The organism is Deinococcus misasensis DSM 22328, from assembly GCF_000745915.1.
In the GTDB taxonomy this organism is placed as follows: Bacteria; Deinococcota; Deinococci; order Deinococcales; family Deinococcaceae; genus Deinococcus_C; species Deinococcus_C misasensis.
In genome coordinates this window covers 241150-258608 of sequence record NZ_JQKG01000003.1, presented here as the reverse complement: position 1 = coordinate 258608, position 17459 = coordinate 241150, and the positions used below count along the sequence as shown (strand labels likewise).

Genomic DNA, 17459 nt, shown 5'->3' with positions numbered 1-17459 from the left:
ATGGTCGTCTACAGATCACCTTTGTAGAAGGCCTGGCAGAGAACCTCTATGTCAATGTAAGGGGTTATGGTCAGGATCCTGATTTCGCGGCTGACTGGCCATTGGCACCGTTCAGCCGGGGGGAGGTAGAATCGCTGCTTCTGGATCGGGAATTGCTGTGGTTTGAGGACCACCGACCTGTGACAGAGGAAGCAGATCTGGTGCTGACGTCAGGTGTAAGTGCCATGTTTCATGAGGGACAGTTATTCCGCTGGAATATGGGGACCTGGGAACAAAAGAGGGTCAAACTTTTCCAGCAGTTTTTCGGCCTCTGAACCGTCCAAAACTTCATCAAATTCCCCAAGGGTCAATAATGTGGATGCTAAAAATTCTGGTTCAATTCTTTTCGCATGGACCGATCACAACCAAACATGAAAAATCCATGGGTGGATGGATCCAGACCATCAAACCCTCTCCTTTCTGTGTGATGCGTTGAGAAACAAACTTGAAGTTCCCAGAAAACCATCAATGAGGGCAAGAATGCGTCTGAAACGTCATGGATTGAACCCGCCACTCCAAGCGAGATTACACAATTGGCACTTATAAATCACTTACGAATTTCAGAGAATTCTTTCATTTTACAGTCCTGAACAGAAAGAACCGGACACTTGCAAGTGTCCGATTCTGGTTGAAACCTTCTATGCTTCTGCAGGATGGTCTTGCATGAGCCTGCTGTTCATTTCCACCACCCAATCTGTACCACTGGAAGGCAGAAAGACACCTTCAATTTTGCACTTTTGTTCGAGGTGTTCTTGAACATCCAGAGCAATCTGGTACTTGGATTCGATGCCATACATTCTCGATTTTGCATCGTAGGCAATCACCAGCAAACCCACTTTTTCAGTCATCTGGTGTTTGATCTGGTGAAAGTAATTTTTTGCTCGGGTGGGTTCGAGGTCTGGAAACACCTGCGAGAGGATGCTTTGCAAAGAAGCCTTTTTGTTGAGCAAAAGAAAAACGATCAGTTCCAGGGTCTTGCTGAGGGGAAGTTTCAAATCACGACCATTGTACTGAATGCGCTCTGCATTGATGGTGGTGATGCGGATCTCATTAGAGGTGACCACAGGAATGATACCAGGGTATTTCAGGTTGATGAAATCAAAGACCTCTTCAATAAAAATCCAATCTTCATAGCTGCTATCGCACATTTCATTTGCAATCATGAAGCCCACCAGTTTTTCAACCGCAGATTCAAATTTTTCAGGAAAATGCTTTCTCATGACTTCACAACGATACATGTAAACCCTCAAAAGCTCCAAAGTATGACCTGTTCCCTCAAAAACACTCAAGGCTTCATCTGAAGCTTTCAATGATTCTGCCGGAGAAAGCGAATCATCCATGTAGGAAATGTAGCATTTCAAAAGCCCATCATACAATTCATGACCAGTGTGCCTTTGCATTTTTTGAAGCATGGTTTTCATTTTATGGTGTAAATTTAACTTATGGTAAACCATGGCAAGATATCCATAGGTATTAAAAGTATAATTTTTCATCACATGTTTAACTGCCAAATCGGAAGCTTCCTCAAAATATGGCCGAGCTTCTTTGACTTGTCCATAACAAAGTAGAATTCTTCCCAAGGAAATATTGGAGTCAATTTTATGCTGAATGCTTGGACTGTGTTCACGAACTTCCATGGCCGTATCCCAAACTCCATCCAGACGGGCATAGTCCAGAAATGACATGATTTTTAGAAGCTTGATATGAAATCTGTACTGGGTTTTGCATATCTCTTCAGCACGAGACAAATAATAAGCATTTCTTTCTTTATCATTTGTAACACCATAAAGTAGTCCATACATCAATAAAATATCAGGTGCATAAAATGGGAATTCTGGAGCACATTGAATGATCTGCCAAGCCTTTTCAATCTGGTTGATGGCTTCATCCATTTCATTGTTCAGTGAATGAATCGAACTCAAAATGCGATGCCACAAGGCTTGGTTGTATCGATCAAACCCCGAGACATCCAGAGTTGCCATCTCCTGCTGCAGTTTTTCTGTTTTGCCCATGACATTGTAAAGCCGCACCAGATCAATTCGGGCTTCTTGGCATCCCATTTCCAGAGCTTTCAAAGCGTGTTCATAGGCCAATTCTCTGTTGCCCAGAGCCAGATGGCACAGGCCCACAAAACGTTCTTCCAGAGCGTCAGGTTTGTGCAGAGAGGCATACCATTGGCATCCCAGTTCATGCTCAGACAACAAATAACACAATTGGGTGGTGCTTCTGGGCACAAAATCTGGTTTGATGCTGATGGCTTGATCGTAAAGTTCACCAATCGATCTTTGAAGCTGTTGCATGAAGACCCCTTTGCATGCTGAATTTCAAGTGTGGATGTCATTCATCCGTTTTGTGTTTTTTCTGAATGAAACTGTGGACATGATGGTGACCACACCTTGTCGAAGTTCCTCAAACGGGCAAGCTTCGCACGGTCCTTTGATCCTTACAGCATGAATCAATTTACCAAAAACCAAAAAATCACACCACCAAATTGTTCATCACGAAAAACGGCAGTGCAAGACATCACATGCAGTGCTCCAAACATCTCGATCTCCCACAAAAACCCACCAAAAACACTTGCATGAGGATTTGAAAAACACGAAAACCAATTTCAATTTGTTTCAGTTCTGCATGCAAAAATGGCCCATCCCAGCCTGAGGTTCTGGTCATGTGAACAAAACCTCAGCTGTCCACAGAGCATTGGTGGGGTCTTTTTAAAAGGATCCCCACCCTGCTGCCAATTGGGGCTTTGATACTCACAGGATGCGTCTCCTCTTGCTTGGCTCACCAGAAGGTGCTTCCTCCTCCCACCACAGGCGCATCCCAAAGTGCATCCCAAGGAATAACGTTATTCTTCAAGAAAATTCCGTCTGATGAACCTTTTTCTGATGCAAATCCAGATCAGATGAATCACCTGAATCAAACCCCTCTGCTTCAACCCGAGGGAATCTTTTACGGGCCTGTGCTGGCCCGCTCAATCAAGGTTCCAGAGAGCATCACCCGCACCGCTGGACGCTCAGGGTCCATCAGGCGATACAGCACCAGATCCACCGCCCATTGGCCCATGCTGCGGTAATCTACCCGAATGGTGCTGAGGGGAACCGTGGCCTGTGCTGCACCCAATTCATCGTCATGACCGATGATTTTCAGGTCCTCTGGAATCCGCACCCCTGCAGCCAGCAGGCTTTGCATCAGGCCCAGAGCCGAGGCATCGTTTCCAATGAACACCCCTCCGATGTCTGAAAGATGCTCCAGCACCCAAGGGGCTGCCCTCTGGCCTTCCTGAAACCCGAGGGTGTGTTCATGGTTCAGGGGATGAATCAGGTGAGGGGTGAGGCGTTTCATTCGGCGCAAGGCTTCGGTGGCCCCCCTTCCCCGTTCTCGAAAGCTGTAATTGTGGTGGGGTCCAATGATCACGGCAATGCCTTTTTCGGGTGGGACCACTTCGCAGAGGTGGCGCACCGCCAGCATGCCCGAGTGCTCGTTGTCGGTCAAGACCCGATCATGGCAGTCATCTTCAATGTCCACCAGCACCACTGGAGCCTCTGGATAAGCATTCAGAGGCATCTGGTCAAAGGCCGATTGCCCGAGCACCACCACCCCATAAGGGGCAGGATCGTGGGGCGAACGCACCAGAGACACCCGGAGTTTCAGGTGGCGTGCCCTCTGGGCAATGCTGCCATAAAGCTGTGAAAAAAATGGACGTTGTTCGGCTCCGTCGTCGCCATGCAAGAGCAACTCGGTCCTCGGGTGGAAAGCCAGCGAGAAGTATCCCACCTGCTGGGCTGCCCGCATCACCCGCTGACGGGTTTCATCGGAAGGGCCTTTGTCTCCGCGCATCACCCTTGAGACGGTGGCGATGGACACCCCTGCTGCTTCGGCAATGGGACCGTACTTGTAGCGCATGACCGATTGTTGCATGGGCAAAAAGACCTCGCAAGAAGTTTGCAAAATTGTTGCAAGCCTGCACCTGATGTGGGTCTTCTCAGGGTGCTGGGTTGCCCATGCTCACCTTTGTGGACCTCCGAAGGCCCTCAGGCTGAAAAACCTTGCATAAAACCTTACATGGTCTTGATGGATCCATTTTTCGCCAGAGCTGTTTCCATGTTCATGGCCCTCTGACCCTCAACATGAGCTTTTGTCTTCTGCGGGGCAAAATCTTCAAAAGCACCGTTCCATCCAGAACCTCCAGAGGACCTTCGGAGGTCCAAGCTTCATGGATGTGCAACAGGGCCGAGGACAATTTGGCCGTCACATCGGCATTGCTGGCATTGAGGAGGGTCAATTCCAGCACCCCATCCCCTGTCTTGCAAAGTTGCAACACCAGCACCGGGCTTTCAGGCAAATGCAGCAACGTGCCCCCCTCTGGCAAGACAGGGGATGCAGGTTCATGCAAGTGTTGCACCAGAGGTCTGGCATGCAAGGCGTCCTGTCCAAACCGGTGCGAGGCACCCTCATCAAAAGGACCTGCATAAGGAAGCAACCTGTAACGGGCCGTCAGCATGGATGAAGGAAACGGCTGGAAGTTGGTTTCCCAGAAGTTTCCATACAGCCAAGACAGCAAAGTGGGGTTTCCCAGTTCAAAGGTTTGCAGGTTGCGACCAAAATGAAAACCACCCAGTTGCACCATCGGATTGTCCGGCAATGCCACCCGCATGCCCCGAGCATCCCCCTGAAAATCCAGCCAGTCTTGCACTGTGAAAAAATCCCGACAGGTCAGGGGCAACTGGTCCAGCTCTGGACGGGTGGGGGTCTGGGCCATGTTCAGGACCACTTGTGCGCTGGGCAAAGCAAAAGGAAACATCAGGTACACGTTCTGAGGGTGGCTGTCTTGGTGCAACACCAGTTCGGTTTCCAGTTCGATCCAGTCTGCGTGGTCTGGCAGGAACACCCTCTGGGCAAAATGGGAGGCGGCCGGATGTTCCAGCACCTGTTCGATGGTGGTGCCCAGAGCATTGCGGTACACCTGATGCTGCAACACCCGGCTGTCCTGATTGCGCCTGGCGACCCAGTGTTCCTGCCATCCTCTGGGATTCTGGACGGTGGTGCCCCAGTCCATGTCATTCACGAGTTGGCGGGGCCATGGATGCCCACGGTCTGCGACCTCCTCGTGCATCAGGCGAAAAAGTGCAGTGTCCGAAGGGTCAACCCATTCGCACTGCAGCGCCTTGTCTTGCCATGACAGGATGCCTCCCTGTTGAACATCAAAATGCAAGGTGTGGCGGTGGTTGGACACGGTTTGATCCTGAGAAACCGTCGATGTTTCGAAGTGAAGCACACTGGAACGGGGCACCACCCTGTACCCGCAAGCTGGAACCGTCACAGGAGACAGCACAAAACCCAGATTTCCCCCGAGGTGCGTCTGGTTCTGCCCGGTCCACATCTGGGTGGGCCAGTCGTAATGCCCCTGAAAGTGCCTTGTGGCGGTGGTGTTCTGTGCATCTCCTCTGGGTTGCAAGGTCTGGTATGGCACCTTTCCTGAAACAACCCGCTCGAAAGGCAATGGATTGAACACCAGCAGGTCCTCTGGACTGGAACGGGCCACCTCCTGCGAAAAATCCCCCAGAGCATCCCGTTCCAGCATCAAACTCAGGCTGCGTCCCTCGTAAGCCGCATGGAATTTGTGGTTCTTCTGGGAGAGGGCATCATCGGTGTCTGGCGTGCCAATCCCGCAATCCGCACCCCAGGTGTGTTCTCCAAACAGGTTGACCTGCTGCCAGGCACGGGTGCGGTAACGTTCAAAACTTTGCCCGGCCCAGCGTGTCCTGAACATGCCATTTCGCGTTTTCGCCTCTGGTGTCAGGGCATGCACCACATCTGCACGGTACAACCTTGCCCGGTTCTGACGGTCGATGGCGGTCTCTCTGGGGGTGGACACACACCCGAAATTCCAGAAATCGGTCCAGTCTCCACGCAAAGTTTGCAAACGGTCACGGTGCTGGCCGACCTCCTGCCAGAACATCCTCGGGGTGGCCAGAACCACCTTCAGGTCATGCCTCTCTTCATTCCAGAGCTTTGCAAACCGGGCATAATCCACGTGCACAGAAGCGTTGTCTCCGTAGGGATGCTCTCCTTGCACCATCAAGAAGGGCAAAGGGCAATCGATCTTCTGCAGGTGCTGTTCGATCTGGGGCAACCACTGCTGAAACCTTTCGGTGGTGGCGTCTGCCAGACCGAACTCTTTGGCCTTGCCATACGCCCAGCCATTGAAGGCCAGCAAGGTGCGACCACTCGGGGCCTGCCAGTCAAACACCCACGGTCTGGGATCTGGCGCACCTCCGAAATGGTGGTTGATGGCCATCGAAAACCCCGAGATGCCGTGGTCCAGCAAGAGGTCTGCCAGAGCCCAGTTGTGCCCGTTCACATCGCAATTCATGGCAGAGGTGATGGTGAGGCCGTACTGGTTGCGCAGGATTTCAAGGCACTTCAGGCTTTCTGCGTACTGCACCTGATCGTAAAGGGGGGTGATGTTCAGGGGCATGGCGGTCACTTCCAGCAAACCTTTTTGCTCCAGCCTCTGGAACCGCTGGATGTCTGCTGGACTGGCATTTTGCAGCCAGCGCATCAGGGGCCAGGTGGCCTCCACCGTCCAGCGAAAACGGCTTTCAAAAGGGTGGTGCTCGAAGTGCTCGGCGGCATTCAGGGCATCGTCCAGAAACCTCTGGTGCAACTCCCACACCAGAGGTTGATCGAGGGTGAAACCGATGTCGGTGTGGCTGTGGTGAACCACATAAAGGGTGTTGAGGTTGGGCATGGAAGGGTCCTTTCTGCAGCGCAGGCTCTGGTTTCCATGGTGGAACACCCCTCAAAAACAAGCAATTTTTCTGCAAAATTTTTGCAAACAGGGATCACAGGGTGTTGATGTGCACCCGACTGTTGATGCGCCTGTATGCCACCGGGGTCATGCCCTGCTGCCTTTTGAACAACCGCCGAAAATACCCAGTGTCTTCAAAACCGCACTTCAAAGCCACCTGATCCACACTGAACGCTGTTTCTGCCAGCAGACGAGCAGCCATGTGCAAACGTGCCCGGTGAAGGCTTTCCGTCAGGGTCATCCCATACACCCCCCGGTAAAGCCGCCCGAGGTAATCGGGGTTGGATTTCAATTCTCGGGCGATCCACTGGGTGGACAGGTGTTTTTCATGAAACCTGGACTGGATGATCCGGTGGGCCTGATCTGCCAGAGGCACAGCCTGCTTCGCAAGCAAAGGGGGTCTTGCCAGTTCAAGCAGCATCAATTGCACCAGCAACGCCCCTGAGAGACCCATTTCACCAGAAGTTTCCTGATCGTCCAGAAAACGCCGGAACAGTTGAATCAGATGCTCTGGTCTGGACACCCGGCCATGGCTGGGAAGGGTCAGGTGGGTCACAGGCGTTTGAGGTGGCGCTCCCTGCATGGAGAAATGCACCCAGTAGAATTGCAGGTCTGCAGGGTAATCATGTGTGCCTGCATGCCTCTGGTGGGGACGCAAAAGCAGGTACTCTCCAGTCTGCACGGTGTACGGGGTGCCACCTTCTCGCATGGCCAGTTTTCCCTGCACCACGAAAATCAGATCGAAAGTGTCGATGGTGCGGTCCGGGTGCCGCCCATATCCCGGACTGACAAAAAGGCCAGCATTGAAAGCGGTCAAGGTGCTGGTGAAATCCAGAGCGATCAAAAGTCCTCCTGCGAAAAGTCGGAATTGTCCTGTTTTTTGAAGTTTACCTCATCTTGTGGGGCTTTCTGTGTTGTGGGATCATGCTGGAGAACTGCTGTTTGTATCTGATCCTCTCCCAAAAGCCATTTCCGGTTCTGTCTTCCTGCATCAAGTGCAGCAAGAAGGCGTGCTGGTTTTGGGTTCAGAAAGGCCCCATGACTGTCAAAACACCTTTGCCTGCCTTGACACCCGTTTCCTTCTCTCAGGTGAGCCTTCAGGACCGTTTCTGGTCTGTGAGGCAGAACGTCAACCGTGAAGCCACCCTGCCTTCCCAGCACCAGAAGTTGCAGGAGGTCGGTGCAATCGATGCCCTGAAACTCGAACCCCGAGCCCGCAAGTGGCCTACTGGGAACCATCCGGTCACTCCGCAGATGTGGTGGGATTCTGACACCGCCAAGTGGCTTGAAGCCGCAAGTTACACCCTTTCAACCCACCCGGATTCGGCTCTGGAACAGCAGGTGGATGACCTGATCCAGCGGCTCGCAGATGCACAGCAGCAAGATGGCTACCTGAACACCTTCTTCACGGCCATTGAACCTGAGAACAAGCTCAGGAACGAAAGGGATTTCCATGAACTGTACTGCTCTGGGCACCTGCTGGAAGCGGCCGTGGCCCACCATCAGGCCACAGGGAAAACCTCTTTTCTGGACATCATGGAGAAAAACATCCGGTACTGGATGACCGTGTACGGCCCAAATGAAGGCCAGAGGCGCGGTTATCCTGGCCATCAGGTGATCGAGATGGCTCTGGTGAAACTGTACCGGGTGACAGGTCAGCAAGCATATCTAAATTTTGCCAAGTACTTTGTGGATGAGCGGGGCCAGCGACCCCTGTACTTTGAACTGGAAGCCCAAAAGCGTGGCGAGGACCCTGCAGGATGGAACCCCGAGTACAGTCAGGCCCACCTGCCCGTGCGCGAACAGACCAAGGTGGTGGGTCATGCGGTGAGGGCGATGTACCTGTATTCCGCCATGGCCGACCTTGCACAGGAAACCAAAGATTCCAGTTTGCTGCACGCCTGCGAAACACTCTGGGACGACCTGACCTTACACCGCATGTACGTCACTGGAGGCTTGGGCTCCTCGATGACCAATGAAGGCATGACTTTCGATTATGACCTGCCCAACGACACCGCTTACGCAGAAACCTGCGCAGCCATTGGACTGGTGTTCTGGGCACAGCGCATGGCCAACCTCACCCTGGACAGCAAATACACCGATGTGCTGGAACGGGCACTGTACAACGGGGTGCTCAGTGGGGTGTCTATGGATGGGGTGCATTACTTTTACGACAATCCTCTGGAAGCCCACGGAGACAAAAACCGCTGGAGTTGGCATGTGTGCCCCTGCTGCCCACCCAATGTCACAAGGCTGTTGGCCTCTCTGGGAGAGTACATTTATGGACAGGCCAGAGAACACATCGCCATCCACCTGTACTTGGGCAGTGAGGCCAGTTTCACGTTCAAAAACCAGCAGGTGAAACTCAGGCAGGAGACCGATTTTCCATGGGATGAACAGGTCAACATCTCCCTTGAGACCGAAACCCCTCTGGAATTCACCCTGAGCTTGCGCATTCCAGAGTACGCTGGGAACCCCACCCTGACGGTCAATGGTGAGAATGTGGCTCTGGAAACCGTGAAGGTCTACGTGCATCTGAAGCGCGTTTGGGAAAAGCAGAGCCAGTTGGTGCTGGATTTGCCGCTTCCGGTGCATGAAGTGCATGCCCATCCTGCGGTCAGGCAAGACGCTGGACTGGTGGCCTTGCAAAGGGGTCCCATCGTGTACTGCTTTGAAAGGATCGATGTGAATGCTCCCTTGCACACGGTCAAGTTGACTTCTGGCAGTGCCTTTCAAGCGAAATTCAAGCCCAATTTGCTGGGAGGTGTGGTGGTGCTGGAAGGCGAAGCCCTGCTGGAAGATCTGGAAGGGCACTCGGGTCTGTACAGCTTTCAGAAACACAACCGCTGGATTTCAAAGACGGTGCAAGCCGTGCCTTATGCCCTCTGGAACCACCGGGGCCGCGGAGAAATGCGGGTGTGGATGCGGAGTTGAAAGATGATGGCTGAGGGGAGGTGCTTTCCCCGAGGTCCTGAATCCCCTTGAATCACATCTCTGGCACCTGTGGTTGGTCCATCTTCCCATTTGATGGATATGGGGCATTTCGAACATCACACGAATCTGTTTTTTGCGTATTATGTTTTTATCGTATTTTTATGCTACCATTTCGGTATGGATAACGCTGATGCCATGCTCCGCAAAGCCGGACTGATGAGCGCTCACGTTGCGCTTTTCAACCGCATGAACGCCCTCCGTCAAATGCTCTTCCTTGCCGAAGTTCTGGATGAACGGCAAGCCAGTGCTGCTCTGGTGCGCGCCAACACCATCACCACCATTGGTCCCAGCACCAGTGAAGAAAACAAAGTCACCAGTGCCCGAGGTCGCACCGCCGACGCCGAAACCTGCTACAGCACTCTGGCAGACCTGAAAGGCCACCCCGCAGAGGTTTATGCCGTCACCACCCCAGAGCTCAAAGCCCTGAACGCAGCAGCCATCGAGGCCCTGAAAGCCAGCGATGAACTTGCCGCATTTGCAGCCACTCTGGGCAAACTGGACGGAGACGCTGCGGAAACGTCCAAACGTTCACGCCAGCAGGCTGAGGCTGCTCCTCAGGCTTCTTGAGAGGAAGGCTCTAGAACCCCAAAGGGAGCTCATGTTTTATATCAGTTTGATTGAGGCATAAAAAAGCCAGACTGGTACAGTCAATCTGCTATGAACCTCTGTCCGTCTGGCAAAACACCAGCATACCTTAACTGTACTCTGGGGCTATTCGGGGCTTTGTGAATAACAGGGCACAGATTCATCACGGATGAGATTCAAATGAGAATTACTTTGAGCTGGCATATCGATGCATAGCCTATAGTGGAATCAGAAATGCAGAATCTCCTCGACCGTCTTGTCCCGCTGTCGATGGCAATAGAAGAAGGCTACTGCCATCTCATCCTCGAAGCTGTTAAATCTACCGATGATACGCTGGAGATGACTTTATGGATTACCAGTCAGGAGGACCACTTGCCAACCGTGGATGAGAAGTGGTCCATTCTGGCTGAAGGGGTCGTTGACCACCATCTCTACCTTGGCATCTGTGAGGATATTTCCACCCTTGAAGAACAACACCCCCGGATCGATTTATTGTCCTCTGACTGGAAAGATTTATACATTGCCAGCAACATTGAAGATGTCCCCAAATTTCTGGGTGACTGGCTCCTGGCCCACAACGAGCAAAAGTTTGGTCCGTTTGGCCATTTCGGACCCTATTCTCTCCAGGCTACAGGAGCCAGACTGTTCGCCAGTGGGCCACAAGAATTGATGCAAGACTATTTTGATGTGGCTGAACAGCATGGATTGCGTCCCACTTTGCTTCCTGGCTACAATCCCAGGGCATATCAGACCAAGGGCAAGCGGCTTTTGCTTCTCAATTTCTCTGGAGAAGAAAGCTGGCAAATGAGGTCCTTTGTCGTGGCCACGTCATTTCAGGCTGCCCTGAAAATTTAGATTTGCAAGTGGTTGGATCAGGGATCCCTGCAGCCAATTTGCCTTACTGAACATCGAAAACAAGAGCTATGGAGCTTAAGAGCCTCAGCAACCAAGGCCCTGATGGCAGGTACGGTTTGCTCTGGTACATCCAGATCAGACTTGAGTCGAAGGGTCTGTAAAAACAATAAAGCCACGATACAAAGGACTGCATGATGACGCAGGCCATACCAGAAACGTCCTTCAAAATGGCTGAGCCCAACCTCCTGCTTCAGTTCCCGGTGACTGAGTTCACAGGCCCAGCGCTTCTTCAAAACCTCCACCAGCACCTGCAGAGAAGTGAACTCTGGCAGGTTGCACACGTAATACTTTTTTTCTGAGCCTCGATCTTCCCCGACGATCCAGGCCCGTTCCCCAGGCAGATGACACATATAGCCATTCTTTTGACCGTCTGCCAAACACACATAACAGGCAGCGAATCTCCCCATCAAAGGTCCTTTGGTCCCCTGTCGCCAGACCACATGATGCCAGGTTTCTCTGGCCAGCACGTCTTCGATGGTCTCCCGGCCGTGACTTGCAGAAGGGTACTTGGGAGGGCGTCCGGTTGCAGGAGCGATCAGGGGCAGAATTTCGACCTCTTTGGGATAGACCTTTTGGGTTCTGGGCACCCCCACCGACCATTTCAAGCCTCTGAGGGTCAGTTCGTGTCGGAATTGCGCATTGGCTCCGTAGGCAGCGTCTGCCAGCACCACCCCAAAGGTCAAAAGGTCTTTGAGTTGATCCAACTCTTCCAGGGCCAGCTGCCACTTGGGTTTGAACTCCTGGTCAGCAGAAGGAATTTTAGCCTTCTGGCAACGCTCTAGGTCTTCGGTCCACTCCCTGGGCAAAAACAGTCGCAGGGCTACAGGAACGGAGATCTCATCTCTGGCGAGGGTGAGCGAAACCAAGCACTGGCAGTTCGTCAACTTTCCTACCTGGCCTGAATATTGTCGGGCTACACCCACAGAATGTCGACCAAATTTGGTGAGGCAGGTGTCATCGATGATTAAAACAGCTCGCTCTCCACCGAGCAGCTGATCTGCCTTTTTGGCAAGCAGACGTTGCAAGGGTTCTGTTTTCCACTGGCTGTCCGTGATGAAGTGCTGGATACAGTCTGCTTTCCCCGGTGCAACCAGTTCTGAGAGAGGCTGCATGCTTTTTCGGTGTGCAGGACTGCAGAGCCCCTGAATGTAGGTGGCTGCCCAGTGCCTTTGGGCTTTGTAGGCGTAGAGGGTCTCAAAGTCTTGAAACCACTGAGGAAAATGACTGGACCAGTGAGGAAAAAAGTGTCTCATTCCTCATTTTGCGCCTCCGTCCAAAGGTCTCCCTGAATACCCCCAAAGTACAGTTAAAGTGCGTTTGAAAAGTATCTCAGATGTCAAAAATCTGCATTTCAAGTCGATCTGGCCAGTCTGCGAACCATCAGCCGAATCATAACCTCGAAAATCACATTTTCTGATGTCTCCAGAAGCTTTTTGTAGTCCTTCGCCAGACGCTTGGATTTGCCCAGCCAGGCAAAAGTTCTTTCCACCACCCAGTGACGTTTCAACACCACAAAACCCTCCGGAATATCCAGCAAGGGTAGAGGATTCCCCGCCTTCACCCAGGTGGCTTTCGGACCACTCCACCCTTGCTGAACAATCTCCAGGGTCCATCCCAGATGGGTTTTGACCTCCTTGACCAGTTTGCCCTTATAGCCCTGGTCTGCCCAGACATGTTGCATCCGGGGAAAAACCACATTCAGTCCATTCAAAACCTTGATGGTACCATAACGGTCATGCACATTGGCTTTGTGAACGTAAACTTTCTTGATCAGGCCCAAAGTGTCGACCAGGATATGCCTTTTACGACCACTGACCTTTTTACCCCTGTCATCGCCTCTGGGGGAAGAAGCGGCTCCAGGATCTTCCACTCTGCATCGGTGAGACTGCTGGAATCATCCACAATCAAGCCATCAGAACTACGGAGGCGGGTGGTCCCAGAGGCTTTTTAAACGCACTTTAGAATAAGTTGCCCTCTATAGAGGGCAACTTATTCTAAAGTGCGTTACTTGTCAAAAATCTTCCAATAGATCAATATAAATACATTTACCATTTTTTGATCCTAAGCCATATGAGCCATTGTGATCGCTACAAATATATCCGGTACCCATAAATACTCCATCTTCGGTTCTCAAATTATCATAAAGTTTGTATTTTTCTTTTGCAAATCCCAAGTACCAGCTCAGCCTGTTCATTTCCGCATTCTCTGGCAAAATCCAACCACTCCATCCCGAATGCGCCACATTGTCTTGACTAAGAATATGAGAAATAAACGAGTAAACACTCACAAACTGGGAATTCTCATGATATGCCCCAATCCTAAGTTTGTATACAGGGATAATTGAAACTGGAATTGGAGAGAAAACCGATGAATCCATTACGCTTCTAGATTGGCTCATGCTACTCCATTCCAAAATGGCTTGTGCATTTCCCAATGGATGTTGGTACTGCAATTCAATGGGATATTTTACGCCAGCTTTCAACGTTATAGTTCCAGTCGCAACAGAAAGTGGAGCATCCCATTGATCAATCACCGTTTTACCATTGACCAACAAACGCATGCCTGAACCACCAGTGAAATAGAAGGTATACTGTTCTGAGTAGGAAGGTGTAATGCTCCCACTCCAACGGATGCTGTACGTCTCAGGGGAAATGAACGGTGCAGGGCTGTACCCACCCCAGTTGAAGTTGATTTGGGAATCCAATCGCTCCACACGCTTCCCAGTAAAGTCAGGATTGTCAAAATACTCTGCTTTCAAACCCTGTTGCGTTTCTGTGAAAGTTGCTCCAGAGAACACTGTTGCAGCAGGTTGAATCACCGAAAACCATTGCTGGCTTCCAGACTCCGGTGCAAAGGTCTTGCTGATGCAGTTCTTGTCGTTGGCATACCCTGGAGTCCCGAGGTTCCACTGGGCAGGGGTCGTTACGGTGGCAGCATTCACCACTGGGTTTCCACTGGCATCCACACTGGCACTCCCCACCTTCTGGTCGTACAGGTTCCAGTTCAGCACGAAGTCCTTGCGCTCATCCATGAACTGGTTCCATGCTGTCCAGTTACCAGAGGGCACACTGCTGGGCCAGGTGTAGTAAATCCCTTGACGGTTCAAGAATGGACGGTCACTGGACACCAAGTTGTTGTACCCTCGCATCACAAACTTGAACTTCGGCAATGGGTTCACAGCACTCTGGTAGGTCTTGATTCCGGTGGGTTCCTGCACCGTGTAAGTTGCAGCATTCACCTTCAAAATCCCTTCCTGATACGGCATGGTGACTTTCACCCAATCGGTTTTGGTCACTCCACTGGCATCTTTGAAGGTCGCCCAAATCAACTCTGGACGGTATTGCACGTTGGGGTCCAGATAGAACTCCAGAGTGACTTTCTGCCCTGTTGGAATCCGCACCCGACCATTGATGGACGGCATGGAGGTCTGGCTTCCTCCATATTCGGTGGGGAGCAGGTTGCCTGCTGCATCGTACAGTTTGAATTTGTTGGAACTGCTGACCACCGGCAAGTCAAACTGTTTCAAGGAGGCGTTGTAAGACAGGCCATAGTTGCCAGAGGCGGTCACCACAATGTTGTTGGCAGCAGCCCCGTTGGTTTGTGTGCCTGTGAGGATGACATTGGGGGCATAAATGTGCTGGTACATCCATGGGCCGGGGGTATAGGTTCCACCTGTGGAGTTGTACACGTAAGGGTTCATGCTGATGTTGCCAACTGCAGGTAAATCGGTGCTGAAAGTGGAGTAATTGAGGGGGGTACCGTTGTCGTTCAGGAAGAACTGTTGACGCCAGAGGGGACCGTTGAGGTTGTAAGGGAAGTTCCCTCCTGCACTCTGGTTGGTGCAAACGATGGGGGTGCCTTGGGCATCAAAGTTGGTGTTGGGGGTGGTTTCGGTGGTGGGCGATGTGGGCTTGGTGGGTGTTTGGAACATCCCACAGGCAGAAAGCCCGAGTGCTCCGAGGAGCAAGACGTACTTTTGAACTTCTTTCATTCAAGTGACCTCATTGAAAAGATGAAATGGGAAATCCAGAAACTGATGACTGATGGCTTTTTAGATGTGCACCCACCTCCCTACAAAACAAAATCAGCAAACATGGGGTTCACTTGAATGCACTGCAAGATCAAACTTTTTGCATTTGTGAATGTCAGGAGCCACCCTGTTTGGCAATGACAGAATACAAAAGCAACCAGAAATCACCGGAGAATTCTTATGATTCTAATTTTTTAATCATGTCTTTATCATTCAAGGTGGCCACTTAAGGTCTCAGGGTCTAATCCGACAAAAAGAAAAACCCCCTGTCGGTCAACAAGGGGTTTGCACATCAACAACAACTCAGCTCTGGACCTGCTGCCCAGAGGCATTCAGGGTTTTCTGTTCTGGACCGGCATTCAAGGGTTTCTTGAGCACCCCGAGCAGCACCGCCGTCACCACAGTTCCCACCACAAGGGCCACCACGTACATCGGCAGGTTGGTCACTGCATTGGGGATGGGCAGCACGAAAATCCCACCGTGAGGAACGCGCAAGGCACACCCAGCGACCATGCTGATGGCACCTGCCACAGCAGAACCGGCCATCAGGGAGGGAATCACACGCAGGGGATCTCTGGCAGCGAAGGGAATGGCCCCTTCGGTGATGAAACTGATGCCCAGCACAGCGGCGGCTTTTCCGGCCTCCTGCTCATCGTTGGTGAAGCGGTTTTTGAACAGGAAGGTGGCAAGGGCCAGTCCCAGAGGAGGGGTCATGCCTGCCACCATCACGGCAGCCATCGGGCCGAAAATGTCGCTGGCGAGCAGTCCTGTGGCGAAGGCATACGAGGCTTTGTTGACCGGGCCTCCCATGTCGAAGGCCATCATCGCCCCGAGGATCAAGCCGAGCAGCACGGCGTTGGTGCCGTTCATGCCTTTGAGCCATTCGGTGAGGACATTCAGCACGGCAGCGACTGGCGTGCCAATCACGTAAATCATCAGCAGTCCGGTCAGGGCGGTTCCGAGCAGGGGAAGGATCAGGGTGGGTTTCAGACCTTGCAGGGTTCTGGGCAACTGGATGGTTTTGTTGAGGAATTGCACGAGGTATCCGGCCAGAAAGCCTGCAATGATGCCTCCCAGAAATCCACTTCCTGCACTGACCGCCAGCATCCCCCCCACCATGCCGGGAGCAAGGCCGGGTCGGTCTGCAATGGAAAAAGCAATGTACCCGGCGAGCACAGGCACCATCAGGGCAAAGGCACTCTTGGCCCCCACCTGAAACAGGTTGTACCCGAGGGTCCCTTTGTTGACCTCCTCGAAGACATTGATGCCTCCCAGAGCGAAGGCGAGCGCAATCAGCAGTCCTCCGGCCACCACGAAAGGCAGCATGAAACTGACCCCGGTCATCAGGTGCTTGTAGGCACCGGTGCGGTTCTGGCTGCTGGCTTCCTTGTTGCGGGCCACAGTGTCTGCATAAGAGGCACCATTTGCAGCCCCATGCACCTGTGCCTGAGAAATGGCAGTGTTCACCACTTTCTGGCTGTCGTGAATGACGGGTTTGGTGCCTGTGGAGTACAGCTTTTTGCCCTGAAAGCGGGACAGGTCCACGTTGGTGTCTGCTGCGATGATCACCAGATCTGCCTTGGCGATGTCTTCAGGGGTGAGGGTGTTTTGTGCGCCCACCGAGCCCTGCGTTTCCACTTTGATCTGGTGCCCGAGCTGGGTGGCCCCTTGCTGCAAGCCCTCCGCAGCCATGAAAGTGTGGGCCACACCTGTCGGACAGGAGGTGATGGCGACAATGTTCAGGGCTTGTGAGGCAGAGGTGGGTGCTGGGGTTTGCTGGCCTCCCAGAGCTTCCTGAATCAGGGCTGCACTGTTCTGGATGGCTGCTCTGGTACTGAACTCGACCACTTTCTTGCCTGCGAAAGGGGTTTTGTCGATGGTGGTGTCTGCAGCGATGATGACCACATCGGCCTGCTGGATGTCTGCCTGAGACAGCACGTTCTGGGCACCCACCGAGCCTCGGGTTTCCACTTTGATCTGGTGCCCAAGTTTGCTGGCGGCTTGCTGCAGGCTTTCGGCAGCCATGAAAGTGTGGGCAATGCCGGTGGGGCAGGAGGTGATTGCGACGATTCTTGCCATGGT

12 protein-coding genes are annotated in these 17459 nt (G+C 52.4%); 4 read left to right on the top strand and 8 right to left on the bottom strand.

Annotation, left to right across the window (positions count from 1 at the left end; translation table 11 throughout):
• Nucleotides 1-314, top strand: a 314-nt coding sequence (locus Q371_RS27510; protein WP_034336480.1) for a hypothetical protein, incomplete at its 5' end; no start/stop codon positions are given.
• A gap of 363 nt (nt 315-677) precedes the next feature.
• On the opposite strand, the gene Q371_RS04205 is transcribed toward Q371_RS27510, so the two are convergent.
• From Q371_RS04205 to Q371_RS04190, 4 genes are all read right to left on the bottom strand, one after another.
• Nucleotides 678-2339 (bottom strand): tetratricopeptide repeat protein, encoded by a 1662-nt coding sequence (locus tag Q371_RS04205; RefSeq protein WP_034336477.1) that lies wholly within the window; start codon nt 2337-2339, stop codon nt 678-680.
• 652 nt (nt 2340-2991) lie between these two features.
• The gene (locus Q371_RS04200; RefSeq protein WP_034336473.1) at nt 2992-3960 is read right to left on the bottom strand and encodes a LacI family DNA-binding transcriptional regulator; all 969 of its coding nucleotides are present in this window, start codon (nt 3958-3960) and stop codon (nt 2992-2994) included.
• Nucleotides 3961-4147: 187 nt separating this feature from the next.
• A complete protein-coding gene (locus Q371_RS04195; protein WP_157442509.1) occupies nt 4148-6793 on the bottom strand; it encodes a glycoside hydrolase family 38 N-terminal domain-containing protein in 2646 nt (881 codons plus the stop codon).
• A 94-nt stretch (nt 6794-6887) separates the two neighbouring features.
• The gene (locus Q371_RS04190; protein ID WP_051963212.1) at nt 6888-7697 is read right to left on the bottom strand and encodes an AraC family transcriptional regulator; all 810 of its coding nucleotides are present in this window, start codon (nt 7695-7697) and stop codon (nt 6888-6890) included.
• A 194-nt stretch (nt 7698-7891) separates the two neighbouring features.
• Here Q371_RS04190 and Q371_RS04185 point away from each other — a divergent pair, with 194 nt between their 5' ends.
• The 3 genes from Q371_RS04185 to Q371_RS04175 all read left to right on the top strand — a co-directional run bounded on the left by Q371_RS04185 (nt 7892) and on the right by Q371_RS04175 (nt 11287).
• On the top strand, nt 7892-9787 hold the full coding sequence (locus Q371_RS04185; RefSeq protein ID WP_034336466.1) for a glycoside hydrolase family 127 protein: 1896 nt from the start codon (nt 7892-7894) through the stop codon (nt 9785-9787).
• Between the two features lie 177 nt (nt 9788-9964).
• Entirely contained in the window at nt 9965-10414 is a 450-nt protein-coding gene (locus Q371_RS04180) for a hypothetical protein (RefSeq protein ID WP_034336465.1), read from the top strand.
• 252 nt (nt 10415-10666) lie between these two features.
• Nucleotides 10667-11287: a hypothetical protein gene (locus Q371_RS04175; RefSeq protein WP_157442508.1), complete on the top strand. Its 621-nt coding sequence runs from the start codon at nt 10667-10669 to the stop codon at nt 11285-11287.
• Nucleotides 11288-11304: 17 nt separating this feature from the next.
• On the opposite strand, the gene Q371_RS04170 is transcribed toward Q371_RS04175, so the two are convergent.
• The 4 genes from Q371_RS04170 to Q371_RS04155 all read right to left on the bottom strand — a co-directional run bounded on the left by Q371_RS04170 (nt 11305) and on the right by Q371_RS04155 (nt 17456).
• Nucleotides 11305-12600: an IS701 family transposase gene (locus Q371_RS04170; RefSeq protein WP_051963208.1), complete on the bottom strand. Its 1296-nt coding sequence runs from the start codon at nt 12598-12600 to the stop codon at nt 11305-11307.
• Between the two features lie 98 nt (nt 12601-12698).
• Nucleotides 12699-13217 (bottom strand): transposase, encoded by a 519-nt coding sequence (locus Q371_RS04165; RefSeq protein WP_084571220.1) that lies wholly within the window; start codon nt 13215-13217, stop codon nt 12699-12701.
• Between the two features lie 141 nt (nt 13218-13358).
• The gene (locus tag Q371_RS04160; RefSeq protein ID WP_034336459.1) at nt 13359-15338 is read right to left on the bottom strand and encodes a PA14 domain-containing protein; all 1980 of its coding nucleotides are present in this window, start codon (nt 15336-15338) and stop codon (nt 13359-13361) included.
• Nucleotides 15339-15680: 342 nt separating this feature from the next.
• A complete protein-coding gene (locus tag Q371_RS04155; RefSeq protein ID WP_034336456.1) occupies nt 15681-17456 on the bottom strand; it encodes a PTS fructose-like transporter subunit IIB in 1776 nt (591 codons plus the stop codon).
• Nucleotides 17457-17459: the final 3 nt, after the last annotated feature.

Coding starts and splice junctions, on each gene's coding strand:
- Q371_RS04205 (WP_034336477.1), bottom strand. CDS start 2,339: ATGCAACAGCTTCAAAGATCGATTGGTGAACTTTACGATCAAGCCATC.
- Q371_RS04200 (WP_034336473.1), bottom strand. CDS start 3,960: ATGCAACAATCGGTCATGCGCTACAAGTACGGTCCCATTGCCGAAGCA.
- Q371_RS04195 (WP_157442509.1), bottom strand. CDS start 6,793: ATGCCCAACCTCAACACCCTTTATGTGGTTCACCACAGCCACACCGAC.
- Q371_RS04185 (WP_034336466.1), top strand. CDS start 7,892: ATGACTGTCAAAACACCTTTGCCTGCCTTGACACCCGTTTCCTTCTCT.
- Q371_RS04180 (WP_034336465.1), top strand. CDS start 9,965: ATGGATAACGCTGATGCCATGCTCCGCAAAGCCGGACTGATGAGCGCT.
- Q371_RS04175 (WP_157442508.1), top strand. CDS start 10,667: ATGCAGAATCTCCTCGACCGTCTTGTCCCGCTGTCGATGGCAATAGAA.
- Q371_RS04170 (WP_051963208.1), bottom strand. CDS start 12,600: ATGAGACACTTTTTTCCTCACTGGTCCAGTCATTTTCCTCAGTGGTTT.
- Q371_RS04160 (WP_034336459.1), bottom strand. CDS start 15,338: ATGAAAGAAGTTCAAAAGTACGTCTTGCTCCTCGGAGCACTCGGGCTT.
- Q371_RS04155 (WP_034336456.1), bottom strand. CDS start 17,456: ATGGCAAGAATCGTCGCAATCACCTCCTGCCCCACCGGCATTGCCCAC.